This is a genomic window from Pyrinomonadaceae bacterium (assembly GCA_036277115.1).
GTDB lineage: Bacteria > Acidobacteriota > Blastocatellia > Pyrinomonadales > Pyrinomonadaceae > UBA11740.
The window spans coordinates 191,338-211,378 of record DASUNM010000015.1 but is presented as its reverse complement, the minus strand read 5'-3'; the positions used below and the strand labels follow the sequence as shown (position 1 = coordinate 211,378).

General features: G+C 56.4%; 18 protein-coding genes. All 18 read left to right on the top strand.

Annotation, left to right across the window (positions count from 1 at the left end; all coding sequences use genetic code 11):
* The first annotated feature begins 165 nt into the window (after positions 1–165).
* The 18 genes from VFX97_03900 (at position 166) to VFX97_03815 (ending at position 19,983) form a co-directional block, all read left to right on the top strand.
* Positions 166–618, top strand: coding sequence for a hypothetical protein (locus VFX97_03900; GenBank protein ID HEX5702344.1), 453 nt, complete (start codon positions 166–168; stop codon positions 616–618).
* A 220-nt stretch (positions 619–838) separates the two neighbouring features.
* Entirely contained in the window at positions 839–2,398 is a 1,560-nt protein-coding gene (locus VFX97_03895) for a Wzz/FepE/Etk N-terminal domain-containing protein (protein ID HEX5702343.1), read from the top strand.
* Between the two features lie 60 nt (positions 2,399–2,458).
* Entirely contained in the window at positions 2,459–3,178 is a 720-nt protein-coding gene (locus tag VFX97_03890) for a CpsD/CapB family tyrosine-protein kinase (GenBank protein ID HEX5702342.1), read from the top strand.
* 191 nt (positions 3,179–3,369) lie between these two features.
* Positions 3,370–4,032 carry a polysaccharide biosynthesis/export family protein gene (locus VFX97_03885; GenBank protein HEX5702341.1) on the top strand — a complete coding sequence of 221 codons (663 nt, stop codon included), beginning with the start codon at positions 3,370–3,372 and terminating at the stop codon, positions 4,030–4,032.
* Positions 4,033–4,127: 95 nt separating this feature from the next.
* A complete protein-coding gene (locus VFX97_03880; GenBank protein HEX5702340.1) occupies positions 4,128–5,567 on the top strand; it encodes a sugar transferase in 1,440 nt (479 codons plus the stop codon).
* A gap of 7 nt (positions 5,568–5,574) precedes the next feature.
* Positions 5,575–6,510: a hypothetical protein gene (locus VFX97_03875; protein HEX5702339.1), complete on the top strand. Its 936-nt coding sequence runs from the start codon at positions 5,575–5,577 to the stop codon at positions 6,508–6,510.
* Between the two features lie 2 nt (positions 6,511–6,512).
* Positions 6,513–7,274 (top strand): polysaccharide deacetylase family protein, encoded by a 762-nt coding sequence (locus VFX97_03870; protein HEX5702338.1) that lies wholly within the window; start codon positions 6,513–6,515, stop codon positions 7,272–7,274.
* A 37-nt stretch (positions 7,275–7,311) separates the two neighbouring features.
* Positions 7,312–8,469, top strand: coding sequence for a glycosyltransferase family 4 protein (locus tag VFX97_03865; GenBank protein HEX5702337.1), 1,158 nt, complete (start codon positions 7,312–7,314; stop codon positions 8,467–8,469).
* A 4-nt stretch (positions 8,470–8,473) separates the two neighbouring features.
* Entirely contained in the window at positions 8,474–9,592 is a 1,119-nt protein-coding gene (locus tag VFX97_03860) for a peptidoglycan bridge formation glycyltransferase FemA/FemB family protein (GenBank protein ID HEX5702336.1), read from the top strand.
* 4 nt (positions 9,593–9,596) lie between these two features.
* Entirely contained in the window at positions 9,597–10,901 is a 1,305-nt protein-coding gene (locus VFX97_03855; protein HEX5702335.1) for an oligosaccharide flippase family protein, read from the top strand.
* A 31-nt stretch (positions 10,902–10,932) separates the two neighbouring features.
* Positions 10,933–12,441 (top strand): hypothetical protein, encoded by a 1,509-nt coding sequence (locus tag VFX97_03850; protein ID HEX5702334.1) that lies wholly within the window; start codon positions 10,933–10,935, stop codon positions 12,439–12,441.
* Between the two features lie 65 nt (positions 12,442–12,506).
* Positions 12,507–13,721, top strand: coding sequence for a glycosyltransferase family 4 protein (locus VFX97_03845; GenBank protein HEX5702333.1), 1,215 nt, complete (start codon positions 12,507–12,509; stop codon positions 13,719–13,721).
* 63 nt (positions 13,722–13,784) lie between these two features.
* Positions 13,785–14,960: a glycosyltransferase gene (locus VFX97_03840; GenBank protein HEX5702332.1), complete on the top strand. Its 1,176-nt coding sequence runs from the start codon at positions 13,785–13,787 to the stop codon at positions 14,958–14,960.
* A gap of 9 nt (positions 14,961–14,969) precedes the next feature.
* Positions 14,970–15,746 carry a 4'-phosphopantetheinyl transferase superfamily protein gene (locus tag VFX97_03835; GenBank protein ID HEX5702331.1) on the top strand — a complete coding sequence of 259 codons (777 nt, stop codon included), beginning with the start codon at positions 14,970–14,972 and terminating at the stop codon, positions 15,744–15,746.
* A gap of 9 nt (positions 15,747–15,755) precedes the next feature.
* On the top strand, positions 15,756–17,036 hold the full coding sequence (locus VFX97_03830; protein ID HEX5702330.1) for a cellulase family glycosylhydrolase: 1,281 nt from the start codon (positions 15,756–15,758) through the stop codon (positions 17,034–17,036).
* A 173-nt stretch (positions 17,037–17,209) separates the two neighbouring features.
* Complete coding sequence (locus VFX97_03825) at positions 17,210–17,782, top strand: hypothetical protein (protein ID HEX5702329.1); 573 nt, start codon at positions 17,210–17,212, stop codon at positions 17,780–17,782.
* Between the two features lie 125 nt (positions 17,783–17,907).
* Positions 17,908–18,204, top strand: coding sequence for a hypothetical protein (locus VFX97_03820; GenBank protein ID HEX5702328.1), 297 nt, complete (start codon positions 17,908–17,910; stop codon positions 18,202–18,204).
* 12 nt (positions 18,205–18,216) lie between these two features.
* Entirely contained in the window at positions 18,217–19,983 is a 1,767-nt protein-coding gene (locus tag VFX97_03815; GenBank protein HEX5702327.1) for a menaquinone biosynthesis decarboxylase, read from the top strand.
* The last annotated feature ends 58 nt before the right edge of the window (positions 19,984–20,041 follow it).

Genomic DNA, 20,041 nt, shown 5'->3' with positions numbered 1-20,041 from the left:
ATGCTTACAGCGAAATTCTTGCGTGTTAAGCTGTCCGCGATTTTTTTGGTTATTTTGATTGGGGTAAGCGGCGGGACCAGGGGTTCCGGCGTTTTGCAGTCAGGCATGTTTGGGGATCGAAACGGGCCCAGGCTAACGAGCGATCAGTCCAGTGTGGCCGGACAGATGAATCTGCGCATCTCGACTGATCAGCAGAAGTACTCGCGGCGGCAAGGTCTTACGTTGCATGCTTCGCTCGTGAACAATGGCGATGCGACTGTTTACATTGACAGGAGAATGTTCTGGACCGGATATGCCGGTGGGTTAAAACTGGAGATTGCTAATGAGAAGGGGCAATCTCTTCCGGCGCCCATGCTTTCAGATGCGATGATGCCGCCGCCGAGCAAAGACGATACGTCCATACTGATTGCCTTGGATGAAGGGTTCTTTTACGGAACCTCGGTCAATCTCAAAGTAAGTGAATTCTTCCCTACGCCCGGCCGATATTCACTTCGAGTCATTTATAAAAGCTGGCTCCAAAGAGATTTGGTGGCGCCACAATTTCGTAGCCTGCCTGCCCTTTGGGCAGACGCGCCTGAGATTTCATCTAATCGTCTCTGGATTCAAGTCACGCGTTAAGGCGTCTTGTGCATCCAATGCGTTTTGAGGAAGTCATGAGAACCAAAAGGGGGTCAGGCCTGCGATTCTGCGATTCACCGCGCGCCTACACTGCCACAGTGAACTAAGAAGAACAACGGCCGGCTTTCCTCCGAATTGTTGATTGCTGCTCGCCCACTTTCCCGCCTTTTCCTTGGAAATCCCAGCTGGTTCAGCGTTTTAACTCAAAGGAAGTTAAGTTATGACGCGCGAACTGACGACATCTGTCGGCAGACAGAACATCTCTCTACGTGACGGGGCGGCGGCGCTATTTCGGCGCAAAGGCCTCGTTTTGCTAACTTTTCTAACGGTCCTTATCGGCACCGTCGTCGTCACCCTCCTCCTTCCCAACAAATACGAATCGCGCATGAAGATTCTGGTAAAGAACCAGCGCGTGGACGTAGCCATCACTGCCGCTCATTCCGAAGCGCCCAGCATGATGGCCGACGGGGAAGTCACCGAAAACCAAATCAATTCCGAAATTGAGCTGCTGACCAGCAAAGACCTTCTGACGCAGGTGGTCAAAGAATCAGGTCTGGCGAGTGCGAAGCCCGGCTGGTTCTCGCGCACCCCACCTGCAGAAACTGTGCGGGTTGAGAGTGCCGTCAACCAGTTGGCGAAAGATCTTACGGTCACGCCGGTGCGCAAGGCGAACATCATCTCGGTCTCTTACGCGTCGAACTCTCCAGAGCTTTCGGCCAAAGTGCTGAAGCGGGTCGGCGAACTCTATCTCGAAAAGCATTTAAAACTGCATCACCCCGAAGGCGCCACCGATTTCTTTCAAACTCAGGCCGATGAGCGTGAAGGAATCTTGAAAGCGGCGGAACAGAAGTTCACGGAATTTCAACAGAGCAACAACCTGGTCGTGCTGTCTCAGCAGAAAGAGCTGACGCTTCAGAAGACAGCTGAAGCGAAAGCGAGCCTGATGGCCAGCGAAGCCGCCGTCAACGAAGCGACCCAAAAGATCAAGCGCGTCGAACAGCAGTTGGCTTCGATGCCCGAGCGCGTCGTGACGAGCAGCCGTTCACTGCCGAACCAGTTTTCCGCCGAACGCCTGAACACGATGATGGTTGAGCTGCAAACCCGGCGCACGCAGCTGCTGACGAAATTCAAACCTGACGATCGCCTGGTGCGCGAGGTCGATGAACAGATTCGCATCACGCGCGAAGCGCTCGAGAAAGCCGAAGGTAAATCTGCGGTCGAAGAAGCGACTGGCCTGAATCCTCTGCGACAAACATTGGAGACAGAGTTGGCACGCGCTCGTCTGGACCAAAGCGCGGCGCTGGCGCGGCGCACAACGCTGTCGGGACAATTACAGCAGTATCAGACGGCTTTGGATCAGCTCGAGTCGAACACGGCAACGCACAACGACCTGCAACGACAGGTGAAGGAAGCGGAAGACAACTATCAGCTCTACGCAAAGAAGCGCGAAGAGTCGCGCATCGGCGACGAACTGGACCGGCAAAAGATTACGAACGTTTCAATTGCCGAAGCGCCCACGCCGGCACAGCTTCCGACGTCACCGAATCGACCGTTGAACCTGGTACTGGGCACGGTGCTCGCCGGATTCCTGTGCATTGGCAGCGTAATTACGGCCGAGCTGCTCGACGACAAGGTGCATTCGGCCCGGCAACTTGAAGCGCTCACCGGCGGTCCAGTGTTAGCGACTGTGCCGGAGAACGGACGAAAGATGATTAGTCAGCGCGGGTCGCGCGCGCGACAGGTGAAGACCAAGCCAGTGCGGGCCGAGCTGCAAGCTTGATGACTGGAAGAGCAGGCGCGGACGCCTGCGTACCCAGCACGCGAGACGCGTGCGTACCTTATGCAAGTTGAAGAGCAAATAATTGAGCCGATGTTGCCGGTCAAAGCGCCGACCACGAATTCCGACAAACAGGGACGGCGTCACAACCTGCAACTGCTACTCGCGAACCTGAAGAACAGTTCGCAGGGCTTGCGCGGTGGCGCGGCCATCGCCTTCACCTCGGCGTCCGGCAACGAAGGCGTGTCGCACGTGACGCAACTCTTTGCGGTTGAGATGGCCCGCTATACCGGAAGGCGCACGCTCGTGATTTCTGCTGAGCGTCTACAAACACTGGGCGTCGAAGACTACATGCAGATGCCCTGGAACTGTCATCCGACCAACGTTGAGAACCTCTGGATGTTACCTGCCAATAAGTCGCTTCGCATGAATGGTAATGGAAGCCACCGTGACGACGACCAGGAACTTCCACAGCGCTCGCACTTGATGCGCATCGGCAAACAGGAAGATGAAGTGGACACGGGCCTCGATTCCGTCGACGCCCTCCGCGTCAGCTTTGACAACATCCTGATTGATTGCGGCCCGCTGCACGAATCCAGTGACGCCGCGGTGCTGGCTTCAAACGTTGATGGAGTGGTGATTGTCGTTGAGGCCGGGCGGTCGCGCCGCGATCAAATCGTCAATGCGCAACGCACCATCGAACAGGCCGGGGGCAAATTCCTCGGATTCGTTTTGAATAAACGGCGCTATCCCGTGCCGGAGTGGTTGTATCGACGTTTGTAATCAAGTCGTGTCCCTCTCCCAAAGAAAGAGGGAGCAAGAAGCAGACTCGGTTATACGCGTACCAGTTTCCCTCGCTCTTCTGGGCTTGGGATCAGGGGAGAGGGAATTACGTCGCGCGTCAAGACCCTCTCCCCAAGTCTTCTGATTGGTTCTGTTCCTCTCTCGAAGTGGGAGGGAGAAAGATTAGACACATGAGGCTTTTCTTCATCTCCATTGTCGCGGCCATCGCCATTTCAGCGCCGGTGGTCATTCACGCGCAGGACGCGCGGGCGCCGCGGCTCTCGACGGTGACTGAGGAGCGCTACCGTTTACAGCCCGGTGACGTGCTCGAGGTTCAGTTTCGTTACTCGCCGGAATTCAATCAGACCATGACGGTGCAACCGGACGGGTATGTCTCGCTCGAAATTGGTGGCGAGCTGAAGGTGGCCGGGCTCACCATCGAACAGACGCGCCAGGCGATCCTGAGACGCGCCAGCGCGCGTTTGCGGGAACCGGTGGCGACGATCGTGCTGAAAGAATTTCAGAAACCCTACTTTGTGGTCGCCGGCGAAGTTACCACGCCCGGAAAAATTGAAATGCGCGAACGCGTCACCGCGATCCAGGCAATCATGCTGGCCGGAGGCATGAAAGAGACCGCGCGATCCTCTCAGGTCGTCGTGTTTCGAAAAATCAATGGGGACATGGCTGAGGTAAAGCTGCTGAACCTGAAGAGCATCCGCCGCACCAGCGACTTGGAAAACGATCTAACGCTGCAACCGGGCGACATGGTTTACGTCCCGCGCGACAAGATTTCGAAGATTGAACGATTCATGAAACTGGCCAGCGTCGCGGCATTCATGACACCGATATTCTGATTTGGAGTGCGGCGACTTGGCGCCGCTTTCACATCTCCAGTCGGCCCGGTCCAGAAAATAAGAAAGCGGTGTCCAGCCACCGCACTCCAAAAGATATGACGGCACGATCCGGAGTCCTTTCAAATTTTGTGCTCAAGGTCACTGACCTGGCGCTGGTTCTGTCGGCGCTGGGCCTGACGATCGTGTTCCGTTTCTCGCCTTCTAATAACGTCGAATTCGCGGTTGATTACCTTTCCGAACGCATTAAGGTGAGCAACGCTTTGCTCGGGATTGGTCTGCTGATCACCTGGCATCTGGCGTTCGCAGTCCAGGGCCTGTATCTCTCGCACCGGTTCACCACGCAAGCGCGCGAGCTGAAAGAGATCGCGCGTGGTGTGCTGATTTGTTCGCTGGCGCTGCTGGTCGCCGCGCAAGCCGGGAAATGGCCGACGATCAATCTCGTCACCGTTGTCCTATTCGGCCTCATCGCTTTTTCCGTCATTGGCGCGATGCGTCTGTTGCTGCGCTGGAACCTGCGCAGGTTGCGCCGCCGCGGCCTTAACACCAAGTCACTGCTGCTGGTTGGCGGCGGACTACGCGGACGTACATTCGGAGAGCGGCTGCAGGCGCGCCACGACCTCGGATACAAACTCATCGGTTACGTAGACAACGAACGTTCTTTTGCGGATCAGCGAATTGCCGGGACTATTTGGTTGGGAACGCTGGACGACTTGCCGTTAATCCTGGCCAACGAAGTCATCGACGAAGCGGCGATTGCCCTGCCGATCAAATCTCAATACAGCGAAATCGAGGCGGCCGTGGGACTGCTGGAAGAGCAGGGAATCACCACGCACCTGCTGTCGGATTTGTTTCCGCAGAAATTGGCGCGGTCCCAGACCGGCGAACTGAATGGCGCCCCGATCATTTCGCTCCACAGCGTGCCGCCCTTTAGTTGGCGCACGGAAGCGAAGCGTTTGATCGATGTCGTGGCCGGCACAGTCTTGCTTGCGACTCTGTCGCCACTGCTCGTCATTGTTGCGATTGCGATCAAACTGGAATCGCAGGGGCCCGTGTTCTTTATTCAGGATCGATTTGGCCTGAACAAGCGGCGCTTTCGCATGCTTAAGTTCCGGACCATGCGGGCCGACGCCGAGGCGCGGATGAATGAAATTGAGCACCTGAACGAAAAGTCCGGTCCAATTTTCAAGATTCGCAACGACCCAAGGATTACGCGGGTTGGCCGTTGGCTGCGCAAGACGAGCATCGATGAGCTGCCGCAATTGATCAACGTGCTGATGGGCGACATGAGCATCGTCGGCCCGCGGCCGTTGTCGGTGCGTGATGCTCTGCGTATGGAACTCGCCTGGCAGAAACGCCGGTTCAGCGTGAAGCCGGGACTTACATGCCTGTGGCAGATTTCAGGTCGCAGCAATCTCTCTTTCGAACAGTGGATGGAGCTGGATTTGGAGTACATCGATCACTGGTCCTTGAAACTCGACGCCTCGATTCTGCTCCGGACTATCCCTGCGATTGTGACCGCGCGTGGCGCAAGTTAAGCAGAACATGTCTTTAAGCTCGGATATTCAGAAGACGAAATTCTTTCCCGGCGACCTGGTCATGGTGCGTCCGCTGGATGAGATCCTGGCCACGCTCGACGAGAAAGGCACGCTCGACAAGCTGCCGTTCATGCCCGAGATGCGGGCGTTTTGCGGACGTGAGTTTCGCGTATCGCGGCGCGCCTTCAAAACGTGCGTGGACGATACGGAGATGCGGCAGCTCGATGGCACCGTGTTTCTGGAAGAGGTTCGCTGTGATGGCCAGGCGCACGGCGGTTGTGACAAGGCTTGTCTGATTTTTTGGCGAGACGCCTGGTTGAAGCCGGCGGGTTCAACCGATCGTCCAAACCTTAGCCCGAGCCGAATTAAAGAGTCGGATCTTATCGGTCTCGCGCAGCAACACGATGAGTTCGTATGCCAGCTAAGCGAGATCATTGCGGCGTCGGAACCGCTGCCGTGGTGGGACCCGAAGCAATACGCCCTCGACCTTCTGCACAATCGAACACCTTTGCGTCGTTGGCTGAAAAGTCTGGCGATCGCTTTCTACAACAAGCTGGCGCATGTGAGCGGCCGGAAGAGTTGGCGATTTATAGCCGGACCCGGAACTTACAACGGAACGCGCTCAGACCTGAACCTTCAACCTGGCGACGTGGTGCGAGTGAAGACGCTCGACCAGATTCGGCAAACGCTCGACCCGGACGGCAAGCACCAACACCTGCTTTTTGCGCCGTCGATGGCCGAGTTCTGCGGTTCAGAAATGCGTGTGCAGAAGCGCGTCGAACGCATCACGCTCGAAGGTAGCCGCCGGCAGCGGCAAGTCAAGGATACGGTCCTGCTCGAAGGCGCGACCTGCGACGGCGTGTGCCATCGTTTGTGCCCGCGACAGTCGCTGCTTTTTTGGCGTGAGTGTTGGCTGGAAAAAGTGAACGGTTCGAACAATTAGTCATGGCTTCAGTACTTGTCTATCACTCGATTAGTTCGCCGGCTGAACCGATGGCCGGCGACATCGACATTTCTAAAGAGCGCTTCACGCAGCAACTTCAGTGGCTGGCGCGCGGGAACAAAGTTGTGCGTTTGGAACAAACTATGACGCAGTCACGCCGTGGCGCGATCGCGATCACTTTCGACGATGGTTTTCGAGACAACCTCACCGTCGCTCTGCCACTGCTGGAAAAATACAATTTGCCGATGACGCTTTTCGTGGTGGCCGGCTTCGTCGATAGCGATGGCTATCTCACGGAAGAGGACTTGCGCGAGATCGCGGCGCATCCGCTGATCACGATCGGATCCCATGGGCTGTGGCATCGCCATTTCAATCGGATAACGCTCGATGAAGCGCGGTTTGAACTGACAGAGTCGAAACGTTTGCTCGAGGACACGATTGGCAAACCTATCGATCTGATGGCGTGGCCCTACGGCGAATGCAGTGCGGAGGTCGAAGAGCTAGCCGGTGAGTGTGGCTATCGCGCCGGGTGGGCGGTGTGGCAAGGGACGAACGGAGCTTTTTCGCGCTGGCGGGTGCCGCTCGGCCGCAACGATAACCTGCCCCGATTTATTGCCAAGGCATCCGGCGTATACGGCCTGACTGAAGCGCCGTTGCACCGATATCACGAACGGCGCCGGCAAAAGAAAGATGCAGTCAGAGCGGACGGCAAAGTAACCGCTTTCGGAAATTTAGACACGTCTCTATCGAGAGAGAAGTACTGAGATGAATCACGGCGAACAAGAATTTGAAGGAGGTCGAATGCGCGTACTACGCATTGCCCACGCGAGTCTGACGCCCAGACTGCGCGAGCGCGAAAGGGCCCTGGCCCGCAACCATCCGGATGTGGATCTCGAGGTCGTCACGACTGAAAAATGGCGGGAAGCCGAAGTCGATGTCGAAATCACCGGCGACGACTTGTTTCCGGTGACGAAAGCGCGGCGGCTGCTATCCCGGCACGTGCAGCTCTTTGCCTACAATCCGAAACCCATCATCGCCGCGCTGCGCCGTCACCGTCCGCACCTAATCGACCTGAATGCTGAGCCATATAGTGTCGCCTGCGCGGAAGTGCTGACGCTGCGAAATTGGTTTGCGCCGCGCGCGCCCCTGGTCCTGCAAACCTGTCAAAACATTTTCCGAGACTATCCTCCGCCCTTCAATTGGCTTGAACGGCGCGCGTTAAGACAAATCGCGGCCGCGTATCCGTGCAGCGAAACCGCTCGCGAACTGCTCGACGCGAAAGGATTTGATAAGCCATCACCGGTCGTGCCGTTCGGAGTGAACCTGGAAGCGTTCACGCCGAAGCCGTTCAAACGGAAAGCCGACCAACCGCTCACCATTGGATATGTCGGCCGCATGCTACCGGGTAAGGGATTGAACGTCTTGGCAGAAGCGCTCGACAAAATTCGGGTCGTCGATTGGAAACTGCTGATGGTCGGAGACGGCTCAGAGCGGAAGCCTTTTGAACAAGCATTGATGGAGAAGGAGCTAATTGATCGGGCCGAATTTACCGGCGCCATCAGTTATGACGCGGTCCCGGAGCTCTTTCACAAAATGGACCTGTTGGTGATTCCGACTGAGACCACCGCGCGTATTCGCGAACAGTTCGGGCGGGTGATCGTGGAAGCGATGGCGGCCGGTGTCCCGGTGATTGGATCGACCTGCGGTGCGATTCCGGAAGTGATCGATTCGGCGGGCTTGGTATTTCCTGAACGTGACGCTGAGGCGCTGGCAGCCGCCATCCGACGCGTCTTGAACGACGCGACTTTGCGCGAAGAGTTTGCGCGGCTCGGTCGACGAAGAGCCGAGGAGCACTACTCATGGGATAGCGTCGCCAGCAAAACCCACGAACTGTATCGCCAGATTTTGAGGAAGCAGGCTTCCGCGGTCCGCAACCCGGAATTCGAGTTCGCGTCGTAATCTGATGAGCAAGAGTGAACACATCAACTGGAAGCTGATCACAGACGACGAAGCGCGTCGCTGGTGGGACGCGAAGCTGGAGGGCTTCGCCGATTGCTCGCCTTATCAAGCCTTCGGCTGGGGCAATTACCGCCGGTCGCTCGGTTGGCATCCTTGCCGGTTTGCCGCGTTCGACGGAGCAGGCGAGGTCGTCGCGATGATGCAGGCAGCGATGAAACGGCGTTTTGGCGTTGGCCTGTTGTGGAGCGAAGGCGGTCCGGTAGGTGATCTCTCAGTTTGCGATGAACGTCTTCAGTCCGCAATTAAGGAAGCCACCGGATTGAGGCTGGTGTATTGCCGATTTCGGTGTGATCGCAAGCGCGCTATCGAAGATGTGCTTCAGCTTAATACCCAAGGTTGGAGCGTCCCCTGGGCGCCAATGTTTTCGAACTACTCAATGTTGATGGATCTGTCGATGAGCGAAGAGAGTTTGCTGGCGGCATGCAACGTCAAGTGGCGACAGAACCTTCGTCGTGCGGACAAACAGAACCTGACGATTAGAGAATGGCCGGACGCCACAGCCGAGCAAGTCCAGTCCGTGTACCTGTCCATGCAGGCGGTGAAAGGACTGGAAGAACAACATTCACTCGAGGAAATCACTCAGGTGCTCGAGAATCTTCGCGACCGACTCGTGCTTTATCGCTGTGACGATGAGCGCGGGGAACTAATCAGCCTGAGTGGTTCGTTCCTGATCGGAAACCGGGCCGGCAACTGGTTTGCAGCGACGAGTGAAAACGGCCGGAAGGTTCGAGCTTCTTATAAAGTGTTTTGGGCAATGATTCAGCACTGTAAGAACGCCGGTGTCCGTTACTACGACTTGGCCGGCATCGATCCCGTGCAAAATCCTGGAGGCTACCAATTTAAGAAAGGGAGCGGCGCAACCCACCTGGAGTACTTAGGCGAGTGGGATTGGGCCAGTCATGCGTTCTTCCGTTGGTTTGGCAACTGGGCTATTGCGCGGCGCAGTAGCCTCACGAGCACTAAGAAGACGGCAGGAAAATCGGGTAACGAAAAATCAGCGAGCCTACCGCAGCTTGCTTCACCCGTTGCCTCGAATCTCGGTCTTCCGGAATCAGCGAATTAATCCAGTGATTTTAAAAAACACACGACTAATTTTAATTGCCGATGCTCTGAGCATTCTTTTTAGCGTCGTATCCAGCCTGGTCGGCGCGCGAGCACTCGGCCCTGCCGGGCGCGGCGATTTGTTAATCGTAGTGCTGTGGCCGCCATTCATCGCGATGTTTGCCGCAGTGGGAATGCCGACAGCTTATCGCTACTGGATCGCTAAAGAGCCGGAACGCGCCTCGGCCTTGTTTTCGAATGCGGTTATTTACACCGCCCTCGTCGGCACAGTCTGTATCGGTATCGCCGACCTTGTTATTCCATACCTCGTTGGTGAGCGGACCCCTGAGGTAATGACTCTGTTGCGCATCTATCAAATCAATATTCCGGCCGCGCTCTTCCTGGATTTGATGCGCGGGATGCTGGAAGGCACGCGCCGCTTCGGTTGGGCCGGGGCTGCGCGCGCGATTTTCTTTGGCGTGCAGGCATTCGGTTTCGCGGTGCTTTGGTTTGCCGGCCACCTCACGGTTACGACCGCAATGATCTCGATGATTACCGCGCAAACGGTTGCCATGGGCGTGGCGTCGGTTGGCGTGTGGCGGCAGTTTCGACCGCGTTGGGAGCCAAGTTGGCCGGACTTCAAGCGCACGATGAACTATGGCGCGCGCGACTACATGGGTAACCTCGCCGACTTTACCACGCTGCGTTTGGATCAATTGATGCTTGGCGCGATGGCTTCAAACGTGGCGATTGGCCTGTACGTAATGGCCGTTCGCCTTTCCGAAGTAACGAATCTCGCCGGTGGCGCAATTGCGTCCGCCCTCATGCCGGAAGTTGCTGCCGCGAGCACTCAAGAAGCAGCCGAAGCCTTGTGGGCGACCAGCCTCCGCATGTCGGTTTACATCCAGACTCTCGTGCTCATCCCGTTGTGGATGGGTGCACCATACGCCCTGAAGTTCCTGTTTGGTGAAGAGTTCGTGCCGGCAACGTCGGCGCTTCGCTGGTTATTGTTGGCCGCCGCGGTTTGGAGTTGGGGTTCGGTAGTGATCAGCGGCTTGCGAGGTTTTGGATATCCCGGCTTAAGCACTACGGCGCGTTTTCTTGCGGCAGTCGTGACGGCCGTATTGTTGCTGATTCTGCTTCCGCGACTGGGCATCACCGGCGCCGCGATAGCTTCGTTTGTCGGATACACCGTAATGTTTGTGGTGGCGCTGATAAGTTTCATGAAGAAGCGCCGGCTCAAATTCTGGGCCTCCCTGCGTCCTCAACGCCAGGACTTTCTGATTGCCAACTGGAGATCGGTGCGCGCCTTCCTTTTTGAAAGCGCGTGACATTTCCTGCCGGAGAACCACAAGGAAAATTTTGAGCGCCGTCATTCAACGTCCGAACGTTTCGCGCCGGTACCTGCCGCTTTGGCTGATCCCGGTCCAGGCGCTGTCGGTGCTGACCGTCAGCGCGGCGGCGTTTGGCGGTCAGGTGCTGCGCGGGTGGTTGCTCGCGGGCGCGACCTGGTTATTGGCGTTGCCGTTGCTCGTCAGTCTGGAAGCCGGTCTCATCGCGATGATGCTTTTTGAACCCCTCCGGGGACTGCTTCGGCGAGCGCAATATCTGTTCATTGAGTACAGCTCTCACGATCCGATTCACGTGCTGACGCCGGTGATCACGATCATGGCCGTTATTGCTCTGTTGAAATCGCACGGCCTCGGGATCGTGCGGGCCACGCCGATGGCCGGTTGGGTTTCCGCGCTCGCCGCACTGTACTTTGTGGAGATCTTCAACCCGCTCCAGGGTGGATTGTTAGTCGGGCTGTCCGGCGCGATGTTCTGGTTAGCGCCCCTGGTTTGGTTTTACTTCGGCCAATTTGTGACCAGCGACTTCATCACGAAAGTGCTGAAGCTGATGGTCGCTCTCGGCCTGATAACTTCGCTGTACGGCGTCTATCAACTGGTCATTGGCTACCCGGAGTTCGAGCTGTACTGGATCAGGAATACGGAGTTTTACACCTCGATCGCCTTGGGCCACGTTGAGCGTGCGCTCGCGACGTTTTCCAGCGCAGAAGAGTGGGGCCGGTACACCCAGTTTGCGGCGATCGCGGCATTCGGCCTGGCCCTGGGACAAAAGCGTCTCACCGCGCGCCTCGGTTGGCTGGTTGCCGGACTCGGACTGATCGGTTGTGTCGCGCTAACCGGTCAGCGTGCGGCAGCTTTTGGATTGGGGTTTGGGCTGATTGTCCTCTTCATGTTTACGGCCGTCAGTATCAGGCGCGGAATTTTGCGCGTGACGATGTTCCTGCTGCCGTTTGTCGTATTCGCGATGTTGGTGAAGCCACCACAGGCGGAAGAGGTTTGGAGCAACGATGAAACGCAGACGGTTTCGACCGTCTTGTCGCACACGCAGCGCGGCATGCTGAAGCCTGCCGAAGAAGCGAGCTTCCAGGAACGAATGACGAACTGGGCTTTTCTGCTCACGGAAGTCATTCCTTATCGCCCCCTGGGCGGGGGAATTGGCGCGGGCTCGCTCAGCGAGTGGCGCTTCAACAATGGCGCCGACGAGTTGCCGCCCGTCGATAGCTCGATTCTGATGAATGGAATCACCTGTGGCATTCCAGGCATCCTGCTATTCGTTTGGATATTGTTTCGCTCGACCCTTTTGTCAGTCCGAGTTGCCCGTCGCACTGAGCGAAACCGCGGCGATTGGATCACGAAGCAGATTGTTTTAGCCCTGATGGTGGCCACGGTCGTCAACAGCGTGTTTGGTCTGACGTTCACGCTGTATTCCATCGCACCGCTGGTGTGGTTGTTCATGGGTTGGGTCAGCGCTGAGACGTTAAAGCTCCGCCGCGAGGAGGAACGCGAAGTGTTCACGATCTGAAATCCCAGATCTGAAATCTGAAGTCTGAGATCTCAAATCTGAGACGCAATTTGAAGTCGGCCAACGTGAAAATTCTTTTTTACAACCATACCGGCAAAGTCAGCGGCGCTGAGCGTGTGCTGCTGACGATTCTCACCCGGCTTGACCGCGAACGCTTTCAGCCTTTGCTCGTATGCCCGGCAGATGGGCCACTCAAAGCCATGGCTGAAGACATCAACGTGAGAACGCTAGTGAGCGAGCCACTGAAGGCACGCTTCACGTGGCGGCCTGAAAGATTAATCCAGTATCTGATTTCACTCATTCAAATTGTGCGCGAAGTCCGGGCCACAATCAGAGCTGAAAGTCCCGACGTCGTGCACGCCAACAGCATACGCGCGGGCCTGGTCGTGAGCGCAGCCACCACGGGAATGCGCATGCCGATCATCTGGCATGTTCATGATTTGCTCCCGCGGCATCCTCTCAGCAGTGGGATTCGCTTGTTTGCCGCTTTGACGAACCGCAACCGTATCGTGGCCGTTTCCGAAGCAGTCGCCCGTCGCTTTCGTGGGCGCGTCCTGACGCTCTTCACCCGCCGCGTGCCGATTTTTACAATTCACAATGGCATTGAGCTTCAGAAGTTTGATCCGAATCGAAGTCACCGTGAGTCAATTCGTCGCTCGCTCGGCGCTGATGCGAATGCGCTGCTAATCGCAATCGTCGGTCAGTTAACGCCGCGCAAAGGCCAACTTGAATTGGTTCGGGCATTCGCCGAGATCTCGGGGGATTTTTCCCAGGCTCGGCTGCTGATCATTGGCGACCCTATATTTAACAGTGACCGCGAATACCGCGATCTAATTCACTCCGAAACACAGGAACTCGGGTTGTCAGATCGCATTCAGCTGCTTGGCGCGCGCGACGACGTTCCCGAACTCTTGCAGGCTTTTGACTTGTCGGTCGTCAATTCGCGCGCGGAACCTTTCGGCCTTACCGTGGTTGAGGCCATGGCTAGTTGCACGTGCGTCCTGGCAACCGCAGTGGACGGTATTCAGGAAATCGTTGAGCACCGCCAAACCGGCTGGCTTGTGCCCCCGAATGATCACGATGAATTGGTGGCTGCTTTGGGCAGACTCTTAAGCGACGCGACACTGCGCTCGCAGCTCGCAAAAAAGGCGCTGGCAGAAGTCCACCAGCGGTTTTCGGCCGATCGATTAATGAACCAATTTGAGGCTCTGTATCGACAAATGATTGATCGCAACAAGCTGCCGGCTGAAATAAAACTGCTTGTAACTTCGCGTACTTAGATCAATTGAAAACTGCACGCTTTTGAGCGTTTCTTATGATGAAACCGATTGAGGTCAGTCAATTTGTCGAGAATAGCACTCGTACACGATTACTTTGTTCAAATGGGCGGTGCCGAGCGCGTGGCCGAGGCCATGCACGAATCATTTCCGTCAGCTCCGATGTATACCACCGTGGCACTCCCGCAGAACCTGCCGCACCGACTGCGCCTCGCTGACATCCGCACATCACCGCTTCAACACTTGCCGGCGATCGAGCGTCGCTTTCGTCATTACTTCATGCTTTACCCGTTCGCGGTCGAGGGCTTTGACCTATCGCAATATGACCTGATCTTCAGCAGCAGCTCAGGCTATGCGAAAGGCGTGCGCCGGCGTCGCAATGCGATTCATGTTTGCTATTGCCACACTCCGATGCGTTGGGTATGGCGATACGACGATTACGTAGCGCGCGAGCGGTTCGGAAAACTTTCGCGCGGGCTACTGCCGTTGATGCTTTGGCCGTTGAAGAAGTGGGATCTGCGCGCCTCGCAACAGCCGAATTACTACATCGCAAATTCGCGTTTGGTCGCCGATCGCATCAAGAAGATTTACGGACGTGAAGCCCACGTCATCCCGCCGCCAATCGATGTGAATCGATTTCACATGTCGAATGAGATTGACGACTACTATCTGGTCTTGTCGCGCTTGATGCCTTACAAGCGCATCGACCTTGCAATCGAAGCGTGCAAGCGCATGAACCGGCGACTGATCGTGATCGGCGATGGGCCCGACCGCAATCGGTTGGAAAAGCTCGCGGATGATCGCATTGAATTCCTCGGGCGGCAACCCGACAAAATCGTGAATTACTATGCCGCGCGCTGTCGCGCGCTGCTGTTTCCGGGGGAAGAAGATTTCGGCATGGCGCCTTTGGAAGCGAATGCCGCCGGACGACCCGTCATCGCGTATCGAGCCGGCGGCGCGGTGGAAACCGTCGAGGAAGATGTGACCGGCGTCTTTTTCGATCAGGCAAACAGTGTTTCGCTCGCCGAAGCGATCGAGAAGTTTGAAGGGCTGCGGTTTGATCAGTACACGCTGCGAAGACATGCGGAGAAATTCGACCGCACAGTGTTCTCATTCCGCGTGTTGCAATTTCTGGGCTCGGTCGCACCGAGTTCCTGTTCGCCAGAACTGATTACCGGCGCGCGTTTGCTTTCGGAGAACATTTCGAGACGCGTTTGGCCGCGTCTCGCATTGGTTGGATAGAGGAAAAAAATGCGAACCTTAACGACCGCGGATGTTTTCATTCAATCGCTCAACGCGCCCGTCCAGGTTGGAGACGCTGCTGATGTCTGCGCAATTTCCGAGCAGGAAGTGCACGTCTGGACAGTCAATCTCACACGCGTACCCGTGCTCGACGAAGTCCTTTCTCACGACGAACACGAGCGCGCCGAGCAACTAAATTCTGAAGATGAGCGGCGGCGTTTTAAGGCTGCTCGATCTGCTCTGAGAACGATTCTCAGCCGTTACATTGAGCTACCGGCGTCATCATTTATCTTCGGACAGACAGAGTTTGGAAAGCCGTTTGTTGTTAATTCCGAAGCGGATGGGTTGCTGTTTAATCTGTCACGGTCGGGCGATGTGGTGACGATCGCCGTCACGCGGAATCGCGAAGTGGGAATTGACGTCGAATCGGTGCGACACGAATCCGATTCGATGGACATCGCCGAACAGTGTTTTTCGGTGGCGGAAATTTACACGTTGACGGGCTTGGATCAAGACGCGCGGACGGCTGCCTTCTTCAACTGCTGGACACGCAAAGAGGCGTATACAAAAGCGCGCGGGGAAGGGCGCTCAGTGCCGTGGGTCCAATTCGACATGTCGGTAGCGCCGGGCGTCAAGGCCGCCATGTTAAATAACCGTATCGATAAAGAAGAGTTGGCGCGCTGGGTGTTTCAGGACTTGCGCCTTCCACCGGGCTATACCGGCACTCTTGTCTTTGAATCTCTGCGGACACAGCCGCGGCTCTCTTGCTTCGCATTCGGCTGGTAAGACACGGCAATGCGCGCCGCACATCTCCTTCTTTCACTCTGCCTTTTATCTCTATCGTGTACCCACCGTGCGGCTGAACGCTGCGCTGATTCCTGGCAGCCTCAACCGCCGTCACAAACATTTCCGCGTGGCTTCGGAGTCAACATTCATTTCACCGATCCCGAGCCTGGCGAAATCAAAATGATTGCGGACGCCGGCTTTCGTTGGGTCCGCATGGACTTCAAATGGGATCTAACCGAACAGGTGCGCGGCCGCTATGATTTCTCTCCGTATGAACGATTGACGAAGGCGCTTGACGAGCATGGCATTCGCGCGCTTTTCATTCTCGACTATGGAAACCCGCTTTACGACAATGGGGCGCCACCGCGAACCGAGGCTGCGCGCCGGGCATTTGCGCAATGGGCCGTTGCGGTCGCTAAACACTTTTCCGGACGCGGAATAATTTGGGAACTCTATAACGAACCGAACCATCAGCTCTTTTGGCCGCCAAAACCAAATGTGAATGAGTACATCGCGCTGGCCCAAGTGGTGGGGCGCGCGTGGAAAGCCGAAGTGCCAGGTGAAATGCTGATTGGCCCAGCAACGTCGGCCATTGATTCGGAGTTCCTTGAAGCCTGCTTCAAAGGAGGCTTGCTCAATTACTGGAACGGCGTTTCCGTGCATCCTTATCGTCAGACAAATCCGGAAAGTGTTGCTGACGAATATTGTGTGTTGCGGCACACGGTCGCGCGTTACCGGACGCCTTCGACCAGTCGCGAGATGCCGATCGTCTCAGGAGAGTGGGGTTACTCATCCGTTTGGCGCGGTATGAATGAACAGATTCAAGGCGAGCTGCTCGCGCGCCAATTTCTCACGAACGTTGCCAACGGGATTCCCATTTCAATCTGGTATGACTGGCGTGACGACGGACCGGATCCCCGTGAGCCGGAGCATCACTTCGGGCTGGTGCACCATCGACACTTTCCCGCTCGCACGCCGCTTTACGATCCGAAACCTGCGTATCACGCCGCCCGGACACTGAACACATTCTTGAACGGCTACACTTTCGAAAAACGCATTAATGTCGGCAGTGACAGTGATTACGTTCTGCTGTTCAAAAGCGCCGGCGACTACCGCATCGCGGCGTGGACATCTTCACCAGTCACCCATCGCGTGACCTTGCCGGGAATGACCGGCGCGTTCATGGCAACTACTTTTACTGGTGCAGCGACCCGCGAACCCGTCTCCAGCACACAAGGCGTGACTCTCGAAATCTCCAGCGCACCGATTTACCTCACGGCTCGCAAGTAACCGTTTCGTTTTCGTACTCACCCCGTTCAGATTGAGGATCTGAAAGCTGCGCAACGGGTAAAAATCCATTCAAAAACCAAAGAACTTGAAGCTCGCCCGCGGATGTCTGCTGGCATGTCTATTGCCCATAATTTGTTCAAATATTCGTCTTTAAAGCTAACAGGAGGAAGATTGTGAATAAAAGACTACTTATCGCAGCGTTGGTTGTTGCGCTGGCATCATTCTTCGTAGGTTGTTCGTCGACCGATCAGGCAAACACCAACGCCAACCAAACGATCACAACGACCGGGCCGGATAATTCCGAGATCGTTACGACTACTGACAGCACGGGCACGCGAACTGAGACGCGAACGTTCCGCGACAATCCGCGCGTTTCGCGTGTGGTGGTAACGACCCGCGACGGCCGTCGCACAGTTAAGGTCTACTCGAAGACTGGGGAAGAAAAAGACGTTCCTGAAACGGTCGGAGACGCGCTAGCGGTGACCGGTAACGCACTCGCCGATGCGGCGGGATGGGTCGCGGCCGGTGCGGAGACAGCGGTCGACAAGACCAAGGCAGGTGTTAATGAAGTCGGCGATAAGGCTGAAGACGTGGGCGACAAAGCGGTGAGCGTCGGTAAAGAAGTCGGCGACAAAGCCGAAGACGTTGGTGACAAGACAAAGAGCACAGCGAAAACCGTAGCCAACAAGAGCGCTGATGCAGCCAAGAAAACCGGCAAGACAATCAAGAAAGTCATCGATCCCTAACCGGGTCGGTCTCAAGAGTAATTGGCAAAGAGCGGCTGGTCTGGACGGCCGCTCTTTCGTTTCTTGCGCGCCAGCTTTTATCGCAGACGATGTTATACTGACGGCAATTCGACGTTGGAGTTGCCATGGCCGACACTTCTCGATTCACAATCATTTGCCCGTGCTGTGAAGCTACGTTGATCATCGATGCCAACACCGGCGCGTTGATCTCGCATGAAGAGAAGCAGAAGCCCCTCGCGTCGTTTGAAGTACTGGCCAAAGACCTCGACAAGCAGAAGCAAAACCGCGAGCAAATCTTTGCGCAGGAAATGAGCTCAATGAAAGATCGCGAGCGTCTGCTGGAAGAGAAATTCCGCGAGGCGATGAAGCGCGCCGACAAAGACAAAGATAAGGTTTACCGGAATCCGCTCGATCTGGATTGAAACCCGCCCTAGATGCATCGAAATCTTCGTTCGTTTCTCGATCTGCTTCGCCGCGAAAACGATCTTCTCACCATCGAAACGGAAGTAGATCCGTATCTGGAACTCGCTGAAATTCACCGTCGTGTGATCGAACGCGGCGGGCCGGCGCTCTTGTTTCAGCGAGTGAAGGGAAGCAGCTTTCCAGTCGTCACAAACCTTTTCGGCACCCAGAAGAGAATTGAGCTCGCCTTTGGAAGACGTCCGGAAGAGTTTGTTAAGGAGATGGTCGGGGTCGCGGAGACTTTGATTCCTCCCAATGCCGGAAAGCTCTGGCGTCATCGGAAGCTGGGCCTCGAGTTTCTGAGATTGGGAACGCGAAAGGTTTCGCGCGCAGCGGTCACCGAGAACGTAATTCAACCGGCTCAACTCGATCGCCTGCCCGTTATCACCACGTGGCAGGAGGACGGAGGGCCATTCATCACGCTGCCGTTGGTTTACACGGAACATCCGGCCACGAAGCAGCACAACCTGGGCATCTATCGCATGCAGGTTTACGACGCTGAGACCGCCGGTTTGCATTGGCAAATTCAAAAGGGCGGCGGGTTTCATTATCGAGCGGCGGAACATCTGGGCCAGTCGCTGCCGGTGACGGTCTTTCTCGGCGGTCCGCCGGCTTTGCTGGTTTCGGCGATTGCGCCTTTGCCTGAAAACGTTCCCGAGTTGATGCTCGCGTCGCTGTTGCAAGGCGAGAAACTGAAAGTGACTCAGGCGCGCGATGCCGCGCATCGATTAATTGCCGAAGCCGAGTTCGCGCTGGTCGGAAACGCCCCGCCACACGAGCGCCGACTGGAGGGACCCTTCGGAGATCACTACGGTTACTACTCACTCGAACACGAATACCCGGTGTTTCATTGCGACGCGATCTACCACCGGCGTAATGCCATTTATCCGGCGACGGTCGTGGGCAAGCCGCGGCAGGAAGACTTTTTCATCGGCGACTATTTGCAGTCGCTTCTGGCGCCGCTGTTTCCATTAGTAATGCCCGGCGTGCGCGACCTGTGGAGTTACGGCGAGACTGGATTCCATTCGCTGGCAGCCGCCGTTGTCAGCGAACGTTACGCGCGCGAGGCGCTCATGCACGGCTTCCGGATTCTCGGTGAAGGCCAGTTAGCGCTGACGAAATTCCTCATCCTCACCGACTCAGACATTGACTTGCCTGATTTTCCCCGCGTGTTGGAGCACGTGCTGGCGCGTGTGAAGTGGGAGAGCGACCTCTTCATCTTCGCGAACACTTCGATGGACACGTTGGACTACACCAGCGGCACGGTCAACAAAGGCAGCAAGGCAATTCTGATGGGATTAGGTGACGCCGTCCGTGACTTGCCGCGCGAGTTCCGCGGCGAACTGCCTCACGGAGTCTCAGGCGCGGAGGTTTTTTGCGGCGGATGCCTCGTCGTTCAAGGCCAACCGTATCTGGAAGACAAGGAACAGGCAGCGCGTCTTGCCAGTGATCCCGCTTTTGCGGATTGGCCTTTAGTCGTACTTCATGACGATGCCAGCGTCGCAAAATCGCCGACAGCCTTCCTTTGGTCAACGTGGACGCGCTTTGAACCCGCTGGGGATATCCACGCTGCTGAGACGAGAGTCGTCCGGCATCATCTTTCTTATCAAGCACCGATAATGATTGACGCTCGCAAGAAACCGTCGCTGCCTGATGAACTCATCGTTCGCGACGACATTGCGGAACTAGTCGATCGTCGCTGGCGTGAATACTTTCCAAAAGAGAGTACTGACGACTAGCAGAGGGATTTCGCTTCTAGTTTGCAGGCTAATGCAGCAAGTCATGCGCTCCGTGCCA